Source organism: Agrobacterium leguminum (assembly GCF_005144435.2).
In the GTDB taxonomy this organism is placed as follows: Bacteria; Pseudomonadota; Alphaproteobacteria; order Rhizobiales; family Rhizobiaceae; genus Agrobacterium; species Agrobacterium leguminum.
This window is the reverse complement of the sequence record NZ_CP120212.1, coordinates 1332260-1347608: the sequence shown is the minus strand read 5'-3', so window position 1 is coordinate 1347608 and position 15349 is coordinate 1332260. Positions and strand designations below refer to the sequence as shown.

Annotated in this window: 15 protein-coding genes; 7 read left to right on the top strand and 8 right to left on the bottom strand. The window is 58.5% G+C overall.

Annotation, left to right across the window (positions count from 1 at the left end; all coding sequences use genetic code 11):
* Positions 1-61: 61 nt before the first annotated feature.
* On the bottom strand, positions 62-835 hold the full coding sequence (locus CFBP4996_RS20840; protein WP_080853947.1) for an SDR family NAD(P)-dependent oxidoreductase: 774 nt from the start codon (positions 833-835) through the stop codon (positions 62-64).
* 87 nt (positions 836-922) lie between these two features.
* Between CFBP4996_RS20840 and CFBP4996_RS20835 the strand changes: the two genes are divergently transcribed.
* On the top strand, positions 923-1558 hold the full coding sequence (locus CFBP4996_RS20835; RefSeq protein WP_080853948.1) for a TetR/AcrR family transcriptional regulator: 636 nt from the start codon (positions 923-925) through the stop codon (positions 1556-1558).
* A 79-nt stretch (positions 1559-1637) separates the two neighbouring features.
* Here CFBP4996_RS20835 and iolE read toward each other — a convergent pair whose 3' ends face one another.
* From iolE to CFBP4996_RS20800, 7 genes are all read right to left on the bottom strand, one after another.
* Positions 1638-2567, bottom strand: coding sequence for a myo-inosose-2 dehydratase (gene iolE, locus CFBP4996_RS20830; RefSeq protein WP_080853949.1), 930 nt, complete (start codon positions 2565-2567; stop codon positions 1638-1640).
* A 51-nt stretch (positions 2568-2618) separates the two neighbouring features.
* Positions 2619-2921 (bottom strand): MurR/RpiR family transcriptional regulator, encoded by a 303-nt coding sequence (locus CFBP4996_RS20825; RefSeq protein ID WP_080853950.1) that lies wholly within the window; start codon positions 2919-2921, stop codon positions 2619-2621.
* A 55-nt stretch (positions 2922-2976) separates the two neighbouring features.
* Positions 2977-3996, bottom strand: a complete 1020-nt coding sequence (locus CFBP4996_RS20820; protein ID WP_080853951.1) for a Gfo/Idh/MocA family oxidoreductase — start codon at positions 3994-3996, stop codon at positions 2977-2979.
* Between the two features lie 26 nt (positions 3997-4022).
* Positions 4023-4814: a TIM barrel protein gene (locus CFBP4996_RS20815; protein ID WP_080853952.1), complete on the bottom strand. Its 792-nt coding sequence runs from the start codon at positions 4812-4814 to the stop codon at positions 4023-4025.
* A gap of 82 nt (positions 4815-4896) precedes the next feature.
* The gene (locus tag CFBP4996_RS20810) at positions 4897-5685 is read right to left on the bottom strand and encodes an ATP-binding cassette domain-containing protein (protein ID WP_003523955.1); all 789 of its coding nucleotides are present in this window, start codon (positions 5683-5685) and stop codon (positions 4897-4899) included.
* Complete coding sequence (locus CFBP4996_RS20805) at positions 5685-6806, bottom strand: ABC transporter permease (RefSeq protein ID WP_080853953.1); 1122 nt, start codon at positions 6804-6806, stop codon at positions 5685-5687. Before CFBP4996_RS20805 ends, CFBP4996_RS20810 begins: the two co-directional genes overlap by 1 nt.
* 127 nt (positions 6807-6933) lie before the next feature.
* Positions 6934-7887, bottom strand: a complete 954-nt coding sequence (locus CFBP4996_RS20800; protein ID WP_080853954.1) for a sugar ABC transporter substrate-binding protein — start codon at positions 7885-7887, stop codon at positions 6934-6936.
* A 181-nt stretch (positions 7888-8068) separates the two neighbouring features.
* Here CFBP4996_RS20800 and CFBP4996_RS20795 point away from each other — a divergent pair, with 181 nt between their 5' ends.
* The 6 genes from CFBP4996_RS20795 to ggt all read left to right on the top strand — a co-directional run bounded on the left by CFBP4996_RS20795 (position 8069) and on the right by ggt (position 15295).
* Positions 8069-9079 (top strand): LacI family DNA-binding transcriptional regulator, encoded by a 1011-nt coding sequence (locus tag CFBP4996_RS20795; RefSeq protein WP_170988586.1) that lies wholly within the window; start codon positions 8069-8071, stop codon positions 9077-9079.
* A 156-nt stretch (positions 9080-9235) separates the two neighbouring features.
* The gene (locus CFBP4996_RS20790; RefSeq protein WP_341715516.1) at positions 9236-9844 is read left to right on the top strand and encodes an EAL domain-containing protein; all 609 of its coding nucleotides are present in this window, start codon (positions 9236-9238) and stop codon (positions 9842-9844) included.
* A gap of 88 nt (positions 9845-9932) precedes the next feature.
* A complete protein-coding gene (locus CFBP4996_RS20785) occupies positions 9933-11201 on the top strand; it encodes a sugar ABC transporter substrate-binding protein (protein ID WP_080853956.1) in 1269 nt (422 codons plus the stop codon).
* 13 nt (positions 11202-11214) lie between these two features.
* Positions 11215-12303, top strand: a complete 1089-nt coding sequence (locus CFBP4996_RS20780; RefSeq protein WP_080853957.1) for a carbohydrate ABC transporter permease — start codon at positions 11215-11217, stop codon at positions 12301-12303.
* A complete protein-coding gene (locus tag CFBP4996_RS20775; protein WP_080853958.1) occupies positions 12300-13181 on the top strand; it encodes a carbohydrate ABC transporter permease in 882 nt (293 codons plus the stop codon). Before CFBP4996_RS20780 ends, CFBP4996_RS20775 begins: the two co-directional genes overlap by 4 nt.
* Positions 13182-13537: 356 nt before the next feature.
* The gene (gene ggt / locus CFBP4996_RS20770) at positions 13538-15295 is read left to right on the top strand and encodes a gamma-glutamyltransferase (RefSeq protein WP_080853959.1); all 1758 of its coding nucleotides are present in this window, start codon (positions 13538-13540) and stop codon (positions 15293-15295) included.
* Positions 15296-15349: the final 54 nt, after the last annotated feature.

Sequence of the window (15349 nt, the reverse complement as noted above, 5' to 3'; positions counted from 1 at the left end):
CGGCAGGCGTCAGGCGAAACCGCCCGACGCCGCTCGCCCAGGGATATTTGCTATGCCTGGATCAAATCCGCGCACCGCCCGTCGCATCGATCATCTGTCCAGTCGTCCAGCGGGCATCATTCGAGGCAAGGAATGTGATGACGTCCGCAATATCGTCGGCGCGACCGATACGTGAAAAGACAGACAGGGCTTCAGCACCGGCACGGGCCTCCGGCGCTGCCAGCCATCCGGCGTTCATGTCGGTTTCAGTAACACCCGGCAGAACCGAATTGACCGTAATTCCGCGCCGGCCGAATTCCGGGGCAAGCGCCAGCGTCAATGTCTCAAGCGCACCCTTGGACGCCGCATAGGCGGGATGTGTCGGTGCCGCGATGCGCGTGAAACCGGTCGAGACATTGATGATGCGGCCATTGTCGCGGAGATGATCGGCAACAGCCTGAATGAGAAAGAATGGCGCCTTGAAGTTGATCGTCATCAACTCGTCAAACGCGGCTTCCGTTGTTTCTTTCAACGATGTCGCCGGGGCAATGCCCGCATTATTGACAAGAATATCAAGCGATGGCGAACCGGTGAAAGCGACCGTGGCTTCCCTGAACTGCTCCCACAAGCTGTCCGTCGCCGCTTTTCCTGCCCGCAGATCGGCATTGAGAGCGACCGCCTTCGAACCGAGAGCCTCGATCTCGCGGATCGTTGCCTTTGCCGCATCGGGGTTCGCGCCATAATGAACACCGATAAGACCTGCACCCTCTTTCGCAAACGCCAGGGCCGCGGCACGGCCGATACCGCGTGAACTGCCGGTTATGAGGGCGACTTTGTTCGATAGTTTCTGAGACATGGATCACTCCGTTGCGATTTAACTAGCGATCGTTATAATAAAATCCGACTATGATCTGTCAATGTTTTTATAGTGATCGATATAAAAATGTCTGAAATGACGCGAAAACAACGCGGTAGACCGCGCCTGCTTGATCGGAATGCCGGGCTCGATGTCGCAACCCGGCTATTCTGGGAACACGGCTATGAGGGAACCTCGATAGCGGACCTCACCCATGCGATGGGCATCACCCCGCCGTCCCTTTACGCGACCTTCGGTTCAAAGGAAGAATTATTTCGGCTGGCGCTTGATCATAGCATTGCGCAGCAAAGCGAACGCCGCGCCGAAGTGCTGCAGGCGCAAATACCCGCCTATGAGGCGCTCGCCTCTTACCTTTACGATATTGCTGAAGGACACACCCAGCCCGACAAGCCGCGCGGATGCATCGTTTCCACCGCCGTTCTCCAGCATTCGGAAGCAAACGCCTCTGTCGCCCGCACAACGGCAGGATTGCGCGAGGCGGCAATACAGATTCTCAAGACGCGGTTCGACCGCGCCGTGAGCGAGGGCGAACTACCCACGCAAACCGACACGGATACGCTCGCACGCTTTTACGGCGCCATCATTCAGGGCATGTCTGCGCAGGCTTGCGATGGCGCATGTACGGCCAGGTTGAAGGCTTTGGTCGATGTCGCGCTGACAGCCTGGCCCGGAAAGCGTGGAGCCGCCGGCCCTCAAGGTTGAATCGCAACCTCTTGAACGGATCGTCCGAGGACCGGAGACGAGCAAAACGGCATTCGATCATGGGGACTTAGGCGTATATTTACACATCATGCGGTGTTGACCCAGCCGTCCAAAAGTTCTCGACATGCCTGAATGCGCGTGTCACCGCATCTCTCGGCGGCGCTGCGGCCGGGTCCTGTTCGGCTTCCACCACCAGCCATCCCTGATAACAGCTGTCCCGCACGAATGCAGCAACGGGCTGGAAATCGATCACGCCGTCGCCCGGAACAGTAAACATCCCGCTTCGCACCGCGGCATTGAAACTGAGATCGTGGTTCCGGACATTTTCCATGACAGCGCCGCGGACATCCTTGAGATGTATGTGAGCGACACGGTCACCGAAACGCTCGATGAGACGTTGATAGTCAAAGCCCGCAGCAACAGAATGGCCGGTGTCCAAAAGGAGCCCGGTCTCGCGACCAACCCTGTCGAACAGAAGAGAAATCTCATCGAAAGTTTCAGCAACCATCATGAGATGATGGTGATAGGCGAGCTGCAGGCCGAAATCCCCCGCAAGGCGTTTGGAAAATTCCGTGAGGCGCAGGGCATATGCCGGAAAATCCTCTCTGGGCATGACCAAGCGCTGTGACATTGGCGTGTCCAGCGGTGAGCCTGGAGACATCATCGCCACCTCTCCGTAAACCATCACCTGGCAACCCATCAGGCGCAATAATTCCGCATGGGAGAAAACGTCCAGCATCTCCTCTCCGGCGCTTTGCTCGGCAAGCCTGCCCGAGTACCAGCCGGACGCCAGAGCCAATCCGTGATGCTGAAGCAAAGGTCGCAGAACAGCCCCATCACGCGGAAATTTCCGCCCGAGTTCGATGCCCTGATACCCCGCATCCGCAGTGTCCGTCAGGCAGCTCTCCAGTGAGATGTCCGCTCCAAGATCCTCAAGAACGTCATTCGACCAGGAAAGTGGGCTGACGGCGAGGCGGACCCCCATCGGCAAAATCTCGCCAATATTCATTTTCTTCTCCACCGCGCAAAACCTGCGATTTTCACTTTCACAGGGTAAAATCTATAGAAAATTCTTTATGTTACGCTCCCTCCTCTCCGACAGTACGTGCGTGCGAAAAACCCGCCTGAATTGGCTGAACCTATCAAAACCCAGCGAGTTGGCGACACGCACGACGGTGGATGGAGACACGGCGCATTCGCTGGCGAGGGAACCGATCGTTCCAAAGGCGACGATATGCGGACGAGCCAGAATGGTTCGCGCGACATGGTCCTGCTGCTCCGACAATCGCAGGCTCCCCGTTACGATCAGACCCTTCATGTCCTGAATGCTGGTCGGCGTTTTAAAGGTCTGCCGCGTACGCATGGAGCCTGCTCCTTGTCGATCGGAAAGCACGCCGGTAAGCCAGCGCGCATGGAGTTCAATTCAGGGCAACGGGCTGTTTCCGGGATACCGATTGAATGGCGGCAAGGGCGACCGCCAGTGCGTTGCGTGCATCCTGGCCCGTTGGCCCTTCACTCATTGTCCCTTGACGAACGGCGGTTACGAAAGAGGCAAGTTGCGCCGTGTAGCCATGGACAAAGTGATTGGTATCGCGACGCCAGGTCTCATTCGAGACGCCGCAGCCATCGAACAGCGTCATGCTTGAACGACGCACATCGCCCATCGTCACCATGCCGGCCGATCCAAAAACCTCGCCGCGAATGTCATAGCCGTAGAGCGCCGAAAAATTGGCTTCCGCAACGGCTATGCAGCCGTTGTCGAAACGGACATTAACCACTGCCGTATCCAGAAAGCCTTCACCTTTTGCGTCAGGGCGGACAAGCGCATCCGCCATGGCGAAGACTTCGACGGGTCTGGCGCCGGGGTTCAGCCATAACAGCGTGTCGAAATCGTGGATGAGGGTCTCGTAGAAAATCGTCCAGAGCGGAATACGGCCGGGGTCTGCGGCGAATGGGCCGGGATCACGCGTCAGCGAGCGGATGAGCTGCGGCGCGCCGACCTTGCCGGCGTCGATCGCGGCCCGGCCTTCCGCAAAGGCCTGATCCCACCGGCGGTTGAAGCCCACCTGGAGGGGAACACCGGCCGAGCGTGCCGCGGCAATCGCCCGATCGGCATCCTCCAGCGTTAGCGCCATCGGCTTTTCGCAGAAAATCGCTTTTCCCGCCTCGGCAGTCTGAACAAGAACATTGGTATGGAAACGGGCCGGCGTTGCGATGATGACGGCGTCGAGACCGGGATGTGCAAGCAATGCAGCAATGTCGGTATAGGCGGCGTCGACGCCGAGTTTTTCCGCAAGACCTGCTGCCGCACCCGGTGCGGGATCGGCAATGGCGACGAGTTCGGCATCGACCAGTCGCCGGGCGACGGTTTCACCGTGGAAAGAGCCGATGCGGCCGGCGCCGATGAGACCGACATTAACGGGTTTTGTCTTGGGCATGGGGATCGTCCTGTGGGTTTATGTTGTCAGATTGTGAATGCGGCGCGGAAAGCCGAGAGCGCTGCGGCGGCATCGCCGGATGCCCAGGCCTCCATGCCGACCGGCCCGGCATAGCCCATCGCTTTCAGCGCCCGGGCAATGCCATTCCAGTTGACTTCACCCGTACCGGGCTCGCAGCGGCCGGGCACGTCGGCAACCTGAATCTCCCCGATCCACGGCAGGGCCCTGCGGCAGAGTTCGATGAGGTTTCCTTCGCCGATCTGGGCGTGGTAAAGATCGAGATTGAGGCGCAGACGCGGGTGGTTGATGCTGGAAACCAGCGCCAGCGTATCTTCCGCGCGCGCAAACGGTACGCCGGGATGATCGACGGGCAGGTTGAGGTTCTCCAGAGTGAAAACCACATCCTCTTCTTCCGCGAGGTCAACGATACGGCAAAGCGTGTCACGCGCCTTTAGCCACATGGCGCCCGTGACCACCTCGACAGGCTGCACCGGCAGCCCGCGATCTCCAAGGCCCGTGCCATGCAGGTTCAGCCGCTGAACGCCAAGACGTTTGCCCACCCGGGCGGTCTGCCGGGCCGTGCTGAGCAGCTCCTCCGCGCCTTCGTCATCCGTGAGCCGGCCGGTGAGATAGCCGTTCATGATGGTGAAGGTCGCGCCGGTCGCTTCAAGTCTGCTGATGTCATGTTCCGGCCAGTTCCACAGGCCGACACCGAAGCCCAGATCCTTGAGCCGGGAAGCGCGCCATTCGATCGGCTTGTCACGCCACAACATCTCGGCGCAGACCGCCAGTGGGAAGGAGTTCGCAGAAGCGCTCATGGGTAATACCTTGCTGATGAGTATGAGGGGTCGCGGCGCGGCGCGATCGCGCCGAACCGGATATTCGTTCGGGAATGTCTAGTCAGATGGTTCCGCCCAGCTCCTCGGAGATAGACTGCAACTCCTTGCCGCCTGCCATCAGGTTCTGCAGATCGTCGATGCCAATTTCACTCTTCGAATAGGTTCCGAGGGTCTTGCCGCGATTCAGCGCTGTGAACCGATTGCCGACGGCATAGGCGTGGCGGACATTATGCGTGATGAAAATGACGCCGAGCCCGTTATTGCGGACCTGGTTGATATATTTGAGAACCATCGAGGTCTGCGCGACGCCGAGCGCCGACGTCGGCTCGTCAAGGATGAGCACCTTCGCCCCGAAATAGACAGCGCGCGCGATGGCGACGCATTGCCGTTCACCGCCCGACAGGGTGCCCACCGCCTGATCCGGCTCACGCACATCGATACCGATCTTGCGCATCTCCTCACGCGTGACCCTGTCGGCAAAATCCATGTCCATGCTTTTGAAGGGGCCGAAACCCTTCAGAGGTTCGCGGCCCATGAAAAAGTTCCGCGTCACCGACATCAGGGGGATCATCGCAAGATCCTGATAGACAGTCGCGATGCCAGCATCGAGCGCATTCCGCGGACCGTCGAATATGCGTGGCTGACCTTCGACGAGGAATTCTCCCGATGTCGGCTTGAACACACCGGACAGGGTGTTGATGAGGGTGGATTTGCCGGCGCCATTGTCTCCGAGAAGGCAGAGAACCTCGCCGGCATTGACACTCAGCGATACGCCGTTGAGCGCGATGATGGAGCCGAAATATTTGACGAGGTTCCTTACCTCGACGATTGGCGTCTGAGATGTGCTCATCAGCGTTCTCCCGTGACGCGTTTGCGGATCACATTGTTGAAAATGACGGCCGTCAGCAGCATGCCGCCGAGGAACACGAGGTACCAATCCTGATCTATCGACGTGTAGGTGAGGCCGATCAGCACCATGCCGAAGACGATAGAGCCGAAGAACGCGCCGATCGCCGAACCGTAACCGCCTGTCAGAAGGCAGCCGCCGATGACGGCCGCGATAATGGCCTCGAATTCCTTCTGAAACCCACGGCGGGCATCCGTGGAGCCGGCATCCAGCACGGTGAGGATCGCTACGAGTGTGGCGCACATGGCCGTTATGATGAACAGGGTGGTCTTCACACGCGCCACTGGCACGCCCGACTTGCGCGCCGCACGCGGGTCACCGCCGGCGGCAAAGATCCAGTTGCCGAAACGCGTCCGCAAAAGCACCCAGGTAGCAAGCAGGGCGATCAGGAGGAACCACAGGATCTCCACCGGAATACCGGGGACCTTCGGTGTTCCATTTGGAAATGTCTCGATGATGCCCCGGCTGCCGAGCCAGGAGAACAGGCCGGTAAAGGCGTCGCCGGAAAAAATCGGGGCAAGCGGGCTGTCGGCGGCGGCTTCCTTCATGCCGCGAAGCTGTGTCGCTCCGCCGCTTGCCCATTTGAGGCCAACCAGCGTGACGCCACGCAGAATGAAGAGGAATGCAAGCGTGACGATGAACGAGGGAAGACCCGTTCGCATCGTGAGCTGGGCATTCGTGACGCCGATGACCACGGCAAATCCGAGCGCAATCAGGATCGCCACACTGAGCGGAAGATTGAGAACCACCAGCGCCGTGCCAAATACGAGACCGGCAAAGGCGACCATCGATCCGATCGACAGATCAAATTCACCGCCGATCATCAATAAAGCGGCGCCGATGGCAAGAATGCCGAGCTGGGCAGCCGGGGCCATGAAATTGACCACGCCGGCCAGCGTGAACATGGCCGGATTGGCGGTGAAGAAAAAGAAGATAGTGACAAGCACCAGCCCGGCGACAGCGCCGAGTTCCGGACGACGCAGGAGAGCGGTCATCATCGAAACCTTTTTTAGCCGCTCGTCGGATCGGGTCGGGGACCCGTTCTGTTCGTTGGCCAGCGTCATGGGTTTGTTCCTCAGATTGGGTGTCGTCTTTGCGCGCAACGGCATTCGGCCGAAATGGTCGCGCATCGAGGCAAAGGTTGCATTCGGGGTGGCTCCCGCTCTGGCGGGAGCCACGCTTCCATCCGGCCTAGCGGATGCCCTGGGAGGATTTTTCGATGACTGCGGCCGCCGTGTCCTTCTCGACGAAGCTTGGGCCGGAGGCGACGTTGCCCGCCGGAATGGTGCCGTAACGTGCGTTCAGCGCAAGAAATGTCACCGGTAGATAACCTTGCAGGAAGGGTTGCTGATCAACCGCAAAGAGTGCCTTCCCGTCCGCAACCGCCTTCAGAAAACCCGCCGACAGATCGTAGGATGCAACCTTGACCTTGTCGCCGACACCCAACTTTTCGACGACCGCCACCGCGCGTTCGCCGACCAGCGGCGCAGAAAGGCCGAGAACAACATCCACCGAGGGATCTGAGGTGAGCGCCGCCTGAATCTTAGCTTCGATTTTCGCCGGGTCGGCTGTCGTCGGTAACACCGTTACCTTGCCGCCTGCAAAACCCTTTTCCGTTCCGGCGCAGCGCTGGTCCAGAGCCGCATTGCCCACCTCCTGGTTGACGCAAAGAACATGCTTCAAACCGAGAGACTTCAGCTTCTCCCCAACCTTGACGCCGGCAGGCAGTTCATCCTGACCGACATGCAGCCTGATGCCGAGCTTTTCCGTGGCCGAGATGCCGGAATTCATCGAGATGACCGGAATGCCCGCGGCAACTGCTTTTTCAATCGCTGGACCAAGGGCATCTGGGTCCGGATTGGAAATCACTATCCCCGCCGGGGTCTGGTTTGCAGCCGCATCGATGAGTTGACCCATCGCGACCATGTCGAAGGTTTCGGGCGCGCGATAATCGACCCGGACATTGCTGTCCTTGCCCGCCTGCATCATGCCATTTTTGACGATAGACCAGAAAGGATCGGACGCCTGACCGTGGGTGACCGCGATGATGGTCACCTGATCCTGCGCTCTGGCCGTCGCAGAGCATGACACGGCTATTCCGGCGACGAGTGCGCCATGGGCGAGTTTCCTGAGAATAGATTTCATGTGGTTCCTCCTCCTTGTACCGGCCCACTCCTCAAGCCGGTAAAATGTAAATGCTACCGGGTGCAAATATCTTGCTACCGGGTGCAAACAGGTGCATCATAGCCGCGAATGGGTTAAAAGCAAGCGTTCATTTCATCGGAATCCGAAATGGAATGTTCGTTCCATTTTGGTCGGAGGCACTATGCGCAAGCGGGAAACTACCAGGAGAGCGACGGCGAAAGAGGTGGCGACCGCAGCCGGCGTATCGAAATGGACCGTTATCCGGGCTTTCACACCCGGTGCGTCGATTACCGAGGAAAGCAAACGGCGCGTGCTGGAATCGGCGGCTGCCCTGAATTACTCGCCAAATCTTCTTGCCCGGAGCCTTGCCACCAATCTGACCCATCAGGTCGCCGTCTTCGTCGATGATTTCGCCAATCCCCAGAAACTGCCGTTTCTTGAAACGCTGACGGAGCGTCTGCAGGCCGCCGGCCTCGTTGCCATGCTCATCAACATCAATAGCCACTTCGATCACGTGCACGCCCTGCTGCATGCCGACCAGCGTCAGGTTGACGCCATCATTCTTTTTGGCACCGCATTTCGCGATGAAACGTTGACAGACCGTCAGCTCGGCCACGGAATGCCGCCCATGTTCGTTCTGGCACGCGATAGCCAGATCGACGGCGTGCCCGCCGTCGTATGCGACGCCGAGCTGGCGCTGAGAGACATCGTCAATCATTTATACGAACGGGGATATCGAAAGCCCGGCTTCATGAGTGGCGCGACGGCGCTTTCGACAGCGCTCAGACGCCGACAATACTTTACGGATTTCTGGGCGGAAAAAGGCGTCGGCGAGATCGAACTGCTGTCTGCGGAAAAATACAGCGCCACAGCGGGAGCAGCCTCCGTCCGCGAATATCTCTCGCAAACTGCACCTTCCGAACGCGTCGACGTCCTTATGTGTGAGAACGATATCCTGGCTTTCGGCGCCATGGATGAAATTCGCGGGAACTTCGGCCTGAGAGTGCCTGAAGACATGGCTATCGTCGGCTTCGACAATTATGAACTCGGAGGTTCCCCCGCATACGGTCTCACCACATATGAACAACCTCGCCACGAAATGATCGAGGCCATCATCGGAATGATCACCGGAGCCATTGAAGCCGAAACAGTCACCTTGCCCGGTAAAATGATCGTCCGAAATTCCACGTGACAACAAAAAAACTCCCGGCGCGTTTGCTCCGGGAGTTTTGGATGTTTGGTTGCGGGGGCCTGAGCACACAGAGACTTGTTAATTCAAAGATATGGGCGCCTTCAAATCTCCAGCCCCGTCACCGACAACAATTCCTCAAGACGGAGAAGGCAGTGATTGATTACATCTGCGCGCGCCGTGCTCGTTGAGGACCGTACGCTGCACATTGCCGTCAATCTCTGTGCCCAGGACATCAAAACCGGACGAATTTTGGAGTTTATCGATCAGCGTCTGAGGCCTCTCGGTATCCGCAAGGAGCAAATATGGCTCGAAGCGACGGAGCGCGGTTTCATCGACATCGACGCGGCCCGCATTACCCTGGATAAAGCGCGCAAGGCGGGACATTCCGTCGCGATAGACGATTTCGGCACCGGCTATTCCAGCCTTCAATATTTGCAGGGGCTCCCCATGGATGCCCTGAAGATCGACAAGTCCTTCGTCGACACGATCGGCAGGAACACCGCAACCAGCACCGTTACGCTGCATATTATCGGAATGGCGCGTGAACTTGGCCTTTTCTCCGTCGCCGAAGGTATCGAGACGGAGGAGCAGGCAGCCTATCTGCGGGAACACGGCGTGGACTTCGGTCAGGGCTGGCTTTTTTCGAGGCCCCTCCCCGCCCAGCAATTTATCGCCTTCCAGCGGCAAAACAAATCGGAATACGGTGCCGCTCCGGAGGTTATTCAAGCGGCGTCTGTCGAAGCGGTGGAAAAAACCTCACCTTGATGGTCGGTTTCGGACCGCCAGAACGCAAATTTTCTGCGGAACAATCGGTAGATGTTGAAGTTACTCTTCTTCAGGAGGAGAACCATCTATGACCATCAAAGCCATTTTTGTGGGGGCAGCCGCTGCCTTGACGACGCTTTTTTCCACTGTGGCACTGGCGCAGACCGACCTGACCATGTGGTATCACGGCGCGGGCAATGTGGAAGAACGCAAGATTCTGGCCGGCATCATCGAGGACTTCAATTCGTCCCAGTCGGATTGGCGGGTATCGCTTCAGGAATTCCCCCAAACCGCCTATAACGAATCCGTCACCGCCGCCGCGCTCTCCAACAAGCTGCCAGACATTCTGGATGTCGACGGCCCGAACATGCCGAACTGGGCCTGGTCCGGTTATCTGCAGCCACTGCAGATAGACGAGGCAAAGCTTGCCAATTTCCTGCCCGGCGCGGTTGGAAAGTGGGGAGGCAAGCTCTATTCGGTCGGCCTGTGGGACGCGGCTGTCGCGGTCTTTGCCCGCAAATCGGTTCTCGATGAAAATGGCATTCGCATTCCGACGCTGGAGCGGCCGTGGAGCGGCGAGGAATTTAATGCAGCGCTCGAAAAGCTCGCGGCCAGCGGCAAGTTCGAATATGCGATCGACCTCGGCATGGCCGATAAAACCGAATGGTACAGCTATGCCTTCAGCCCATTTCTGGAAAGCTTCGGCGGAAGTCTGATCGACAAGGAAAATTACCAGACCGCCGAGGATTTCCTCAACGGAGAGAATGCCATTAAGTTCGGAGAATGGTGGCAGTCCCTGTTCCAGAAAAAACTGGCACCCGGAACATCGCAATCGCCTGCCGACCATGAAACCGGCTTTCTGGAAGGCCGTCACGCGCTGCAATGGATGGGCAACTGGGTTGCGGTAAAGGCTCTGGAGAAATATGGAGACGACCTGCTGTTCCTGCCTGCCCCTGATTTCGGGAATGGTCCGAAGATCGGCGCAGGATCCTGGCAGTTTGGTGTATCGGCCACCAGCAAGCATCCCGAAGGCGCATCCGCCTTCATCGAATTCGCCATACAGGACAAATATCTCGCGCAGTTCTCCGATGCGATCGGCCTAATCCCGGCCACGTCTTCGGCAGCCCAGATGACGGAGAACTATAAACAGGGCGGCCCGCTCGAAGTTTTCTTCGAGCTCTCCAAGCGTCAGGGAACGTTGCGCCCGGTGACGCCGGCTTACGCCTTCATCTCGCCGGTGTTTTCCAAAGCGGTGTCAGACATTGCCAATGGCGCGGATGTCGCCGATACGCTGGACAACGCGGCCGACGAGATAAACAACAACATAGAACGCAATTCCGGTTACCAACCCAAATAAGGGAAGGTTGTCGATGGCGCTCTTGTCTTCAAAGGGAAAATTGACCCGGGACAGCTTTACGGGCTGGTTCATGGCTGCACCGTCGATGGTGCTGATCGGGCTGTTCCTGATCACGCCCTTTCTGCTGGGGCTCGGGTTTTCCTTCACCAACCAGCGGCTGACATCTCCCAATCCGACCGAGTTTGTCGGCGTTGAAAATTACACCCGGCTGCTGGGTATCGGCGTGCTGACGCTCGAGCCGGAAAGGGAGGCGGATGGGAGCCTTAAGCAGGGTGCGGATGGCGCAACCTCCTATCCGCGCATTCGCACTTTCACCCGCAACAATCCCGACTATCCCCATCTGGAAGGGATGCGGGAATATAAGAGTCTCACCTGGGGCGAAAACCAGATCGTCATTCTGGCGCGCGACGTTGTGTTTTTGACAGCGCTCGTCAACACGCTTTCCTTCGTGGCGGTCGTTGCGCCGGTTCAGGCGGCGCTGGCGTTGTTTCTTGCCCTGTTGGTGAACCAGAAGATTCCCGGCGTCACGATTTTCCGCGCGATCTACTTCATGCCTGTCGTGCTGTCGGTTGTGGTCGTGGCGTTGCTCTGGCGGTTTATTTATGCGGCGGATAACGGGCTCCTGAACAGCCTTTTGAGTTACATGAGCTTCGGGTTGTTCCAGCCAGTCGACTGGCTGGGCAGAACCGATACCGCCCTGTGGGCCATCCTGGTCATGTCAGTCTGGCAGGGGGTCGGTTTCCACATGGTCATATGGCTTTCCGGCCTGCAAACAATCTCTCCGGATCTTTACGAGGCAGCCGATATCGAAGGCGCGAGCCGCTGGCAGAAGTTCAGCATGATAACCTGGCCGCTGCTGCGCAACACGGCCGTGCTAATTATCATCGTCATCACCATGCAGGCTTTTGCCCTTTTTGCGCAGATCGATGTGATGACCAAGGGCGGCCCCCGCGATTCGACGCAAAGCATCGTCTATCAGGCGGTTGAGCGGGGATACCGACAGCAGGACATCGCGGCAGGTTCGGCAATCTCGGTCGTCCTCTTCCTGCTTGTCCTGTGTATCTCTCTAACCCAACGATACCTGACAAGGGAGAAGCAATGATGCAGGCCGGTCAACGCAAGAGCCTCGCTTTTCTCATTGGCAACTATCTACTCATGCTCGCTTTCGCGGCGATCTTCATTTTGCCTCTCTTGTTCATGGGCTTCTCGTCGCTGAAACCGAACGACCAGCTGCTCAGTGATGCGACCTCGATACGAGCTTTCCTGCCGGTTGGCGATCTGTCGCTCGCAAACTACACCGCGGCTTTCGCCCGGGCGCCGATTGCGACCTTCATATTCAACTCGGTTCTGGTAACGACCGTTACCGTGTTTCTCGCCCTGCTGCTTGGCTCGCTTGCCGCATTCGCCTTCACCTTTTTGAACTGGCGTGGAAAGGATGTTCTCTTTTCGGTCATCCTCGCCACGCTCATCATTCCCTTTGAAACCATTGCCGTGCCGCTGCTGCTCGAAGTCAACAATCTGCCATGGATCGGCAGCAACGGGTTTACCTGGGGATGGCTCAATTCGTGGCATGTGCAGATCATCCCATGGATCGCAGACGGGCTGACGATTTTCCTCTTCGTGCAATATTTCAAGGATCTGCCGAAGGAGTTACTGGAGGCGGCACGCATCGACGGGGCCGGCTGGCTGCGGATTTACGCGCAGGTGGTGATGCCGCTCAGCGGCCCGGTCATCGCAACGGCTGCGATCCTGAAGTTTCTCGTCATGTACAGCCAGCAATATCTATGGCCGCTTCTCGTTACCCAATCCGAGGCCTACAGGCCGGTGATGGTGGGGCTGCAATATTTTTTCCAGCTCAACACACCCTGGGGTGAAGTCATGGCTTATCTCACCATCATCACGCTGCCGGTGCTGATCTTTTATCTCTGCCTGCAGAGGCTGTTCATCTCCAGTATCGCGGCGAGCGGGATAAAGGGATAGCGCCTCACCCAGTACAGGGTGAGAGCGTAACCGATAACAGCCTGCAAGCTGGTGGCAGAAGTGTGAAGCCACTGATCGACAGCATGTGGCTTCGATCCAACTGCATGGAGGGCAAGTCGCGCGACGTGATCTGCCGGCGGATAAACCGCCTGAAACAAAGCGACAAAATGCTTAAACGTTTTACTTATACTCGCGGCTGGGGCTGAAATACGGGCGACGGCCGGGCCTTTGCGGGAGTGAAGGAAGATTTCGGAAAATCATCCGCGCCTGAATCATTACGGGTTCGACCTGCCTGTTGACTCAGTTTGATGCCCTTCTCACATTAACGGGCCGTGCCGCTCTGAAGGATAAGGCTAATGAAAATGAGATTTCTCAGCGGGGTTGTTCTCGCCTTGATGTTTTCCATCGCAATCGCCTCCGCCCAGCAGGCGTCCGACACGGTGGCGCCCGAGAAAGCGACGGGGCTTGCGACTGCCAAACGCGTCCAGTCAAAGAGCTTCATGGTCGCGGCAGCCAATCCACTGGCAGCCCAGGCGGGACGCGACGTGATCGCCGCGGGCGGCAACGCCATAGATGCGATGGTGGCGGTGCAGACTGTGCTGGGCCTCGTTGAACCGCAGAGTTCCGGTCTCGGCGGCGGCGCCTTCCTCGTCTATTACCACGCAAAAAGCGGCAAGCTGACGACGTTGGACGGCCGGGAGACGGCGCCGATGGAAGCCACGCCAAAGCTTTTCCTGGATGACAAAGGTCAGCCGCTTAAATTCATGAACGCAGTAATCGGCGGTCGTTCCGTTGGCACGCCGGGAACGGTGCGACTTCTGGAGGAAGCTCACAAACGCTATGGAAAGGCGGAATGGGTAAGCCTGCTGAAGCCGGCGGAAACGCTGGCGACCGACGGTTTTCAGGTGTCGCCGCGCCTTGCGTCCCTGATCGCATCAGAGGGTGACCGGCTGAAGAAATATTCAGAGGCGCGGTCCTATTTCTTTGACACCTCCGGAGCCGCGCTGCAGGCCGGTGCTCCGTTGAAGAACCCGGCTTATGCCGAGACGCTCGCAGCGATCGCCAAAGGCGGCGCCGATGCCTTTTACAAGGGGAAAATTGCCGAGGCGATCGTCAAGACCGTGCGCGAGGCGGCCGACAATCCCGGCGTGCTGTCGCTTTCCGATCTTTCCAACTATCGCGTCATCGAGCGCGAGCCGGTCTGCTTTATCTATCGTGCACTTGACGTTTGCGGCATGGGACCGCCATCGTCAGGCGGCATCGCCATCGGCCAGATGCTCGGCATGGCGGAGAATTTCGATCTGAGGTCTCTGGGGCCGAAAAATGTCGAAAGCTGGCGCATTATCGGCGACGCGCAGCGTCTCGCCTTCGCCGACCGCGAGCGTTACGTCGCTGACACCGATTTCGTGCCGCTACCGGTCAAGGGCATGCTGGACAAGACCTATCTAAGCGAAAGGGCAAAGCTGCTCGACGGCGACAAGGCGCTGGCCAACGACGCCGTCGAGGCCGGTGAGCCGGAATGGGACCACGCGCTGCTTCTCGGCCGGGATGCCGCGCTTGAGTTGCCATCCACGAGCCATTTCGTCATCGTCGACAAGGAAGGCAACGTGGTCTCGATGACGACGACGATCGAAAGCGGTTTCGGCTCGCGTCTGATGACGAATGGCTTCCTGCTCAATAACGAATTGACGGACTTTTCCTTCAAGACCCATGACGGCGGTCTGCCGATCGCCAACCGCGTCGAGCCCGGTAAACGACCGCGCTCCTCCATGGCCCCGACTATCGTGATGAAGGATGGAAAACCGCTGCTCGCCATTGGTTCGCCCGGCGGCAGCCAGATCATCGGTTATGTGGCGCAGGCGCTGATCGCCTATATCGACTGGGGCATGCCCGTCGAGGCGATCGTCGCCCAGCCGCATCTCATCAACCGGTTCGGTACCTACGACATCGAGGCCGGCACCAGCGCGGAAGAACTGGTCGGTCCGCTGAAGGCACTGGGTTACGAGGTGAAACCGGGGGAGATGAACTCCGGTCTGCATGCTGTCGAAATCACCGCCCAAGGCTTGGCCGGCAGCGCCGACCCACGACGCGAGGGAGTGGTGGTGGGGGAGTGAACACTCAGCCTGCGGAAAAACGGCGGCCTCGAGAGACTGAGCATAGCGTTCGTG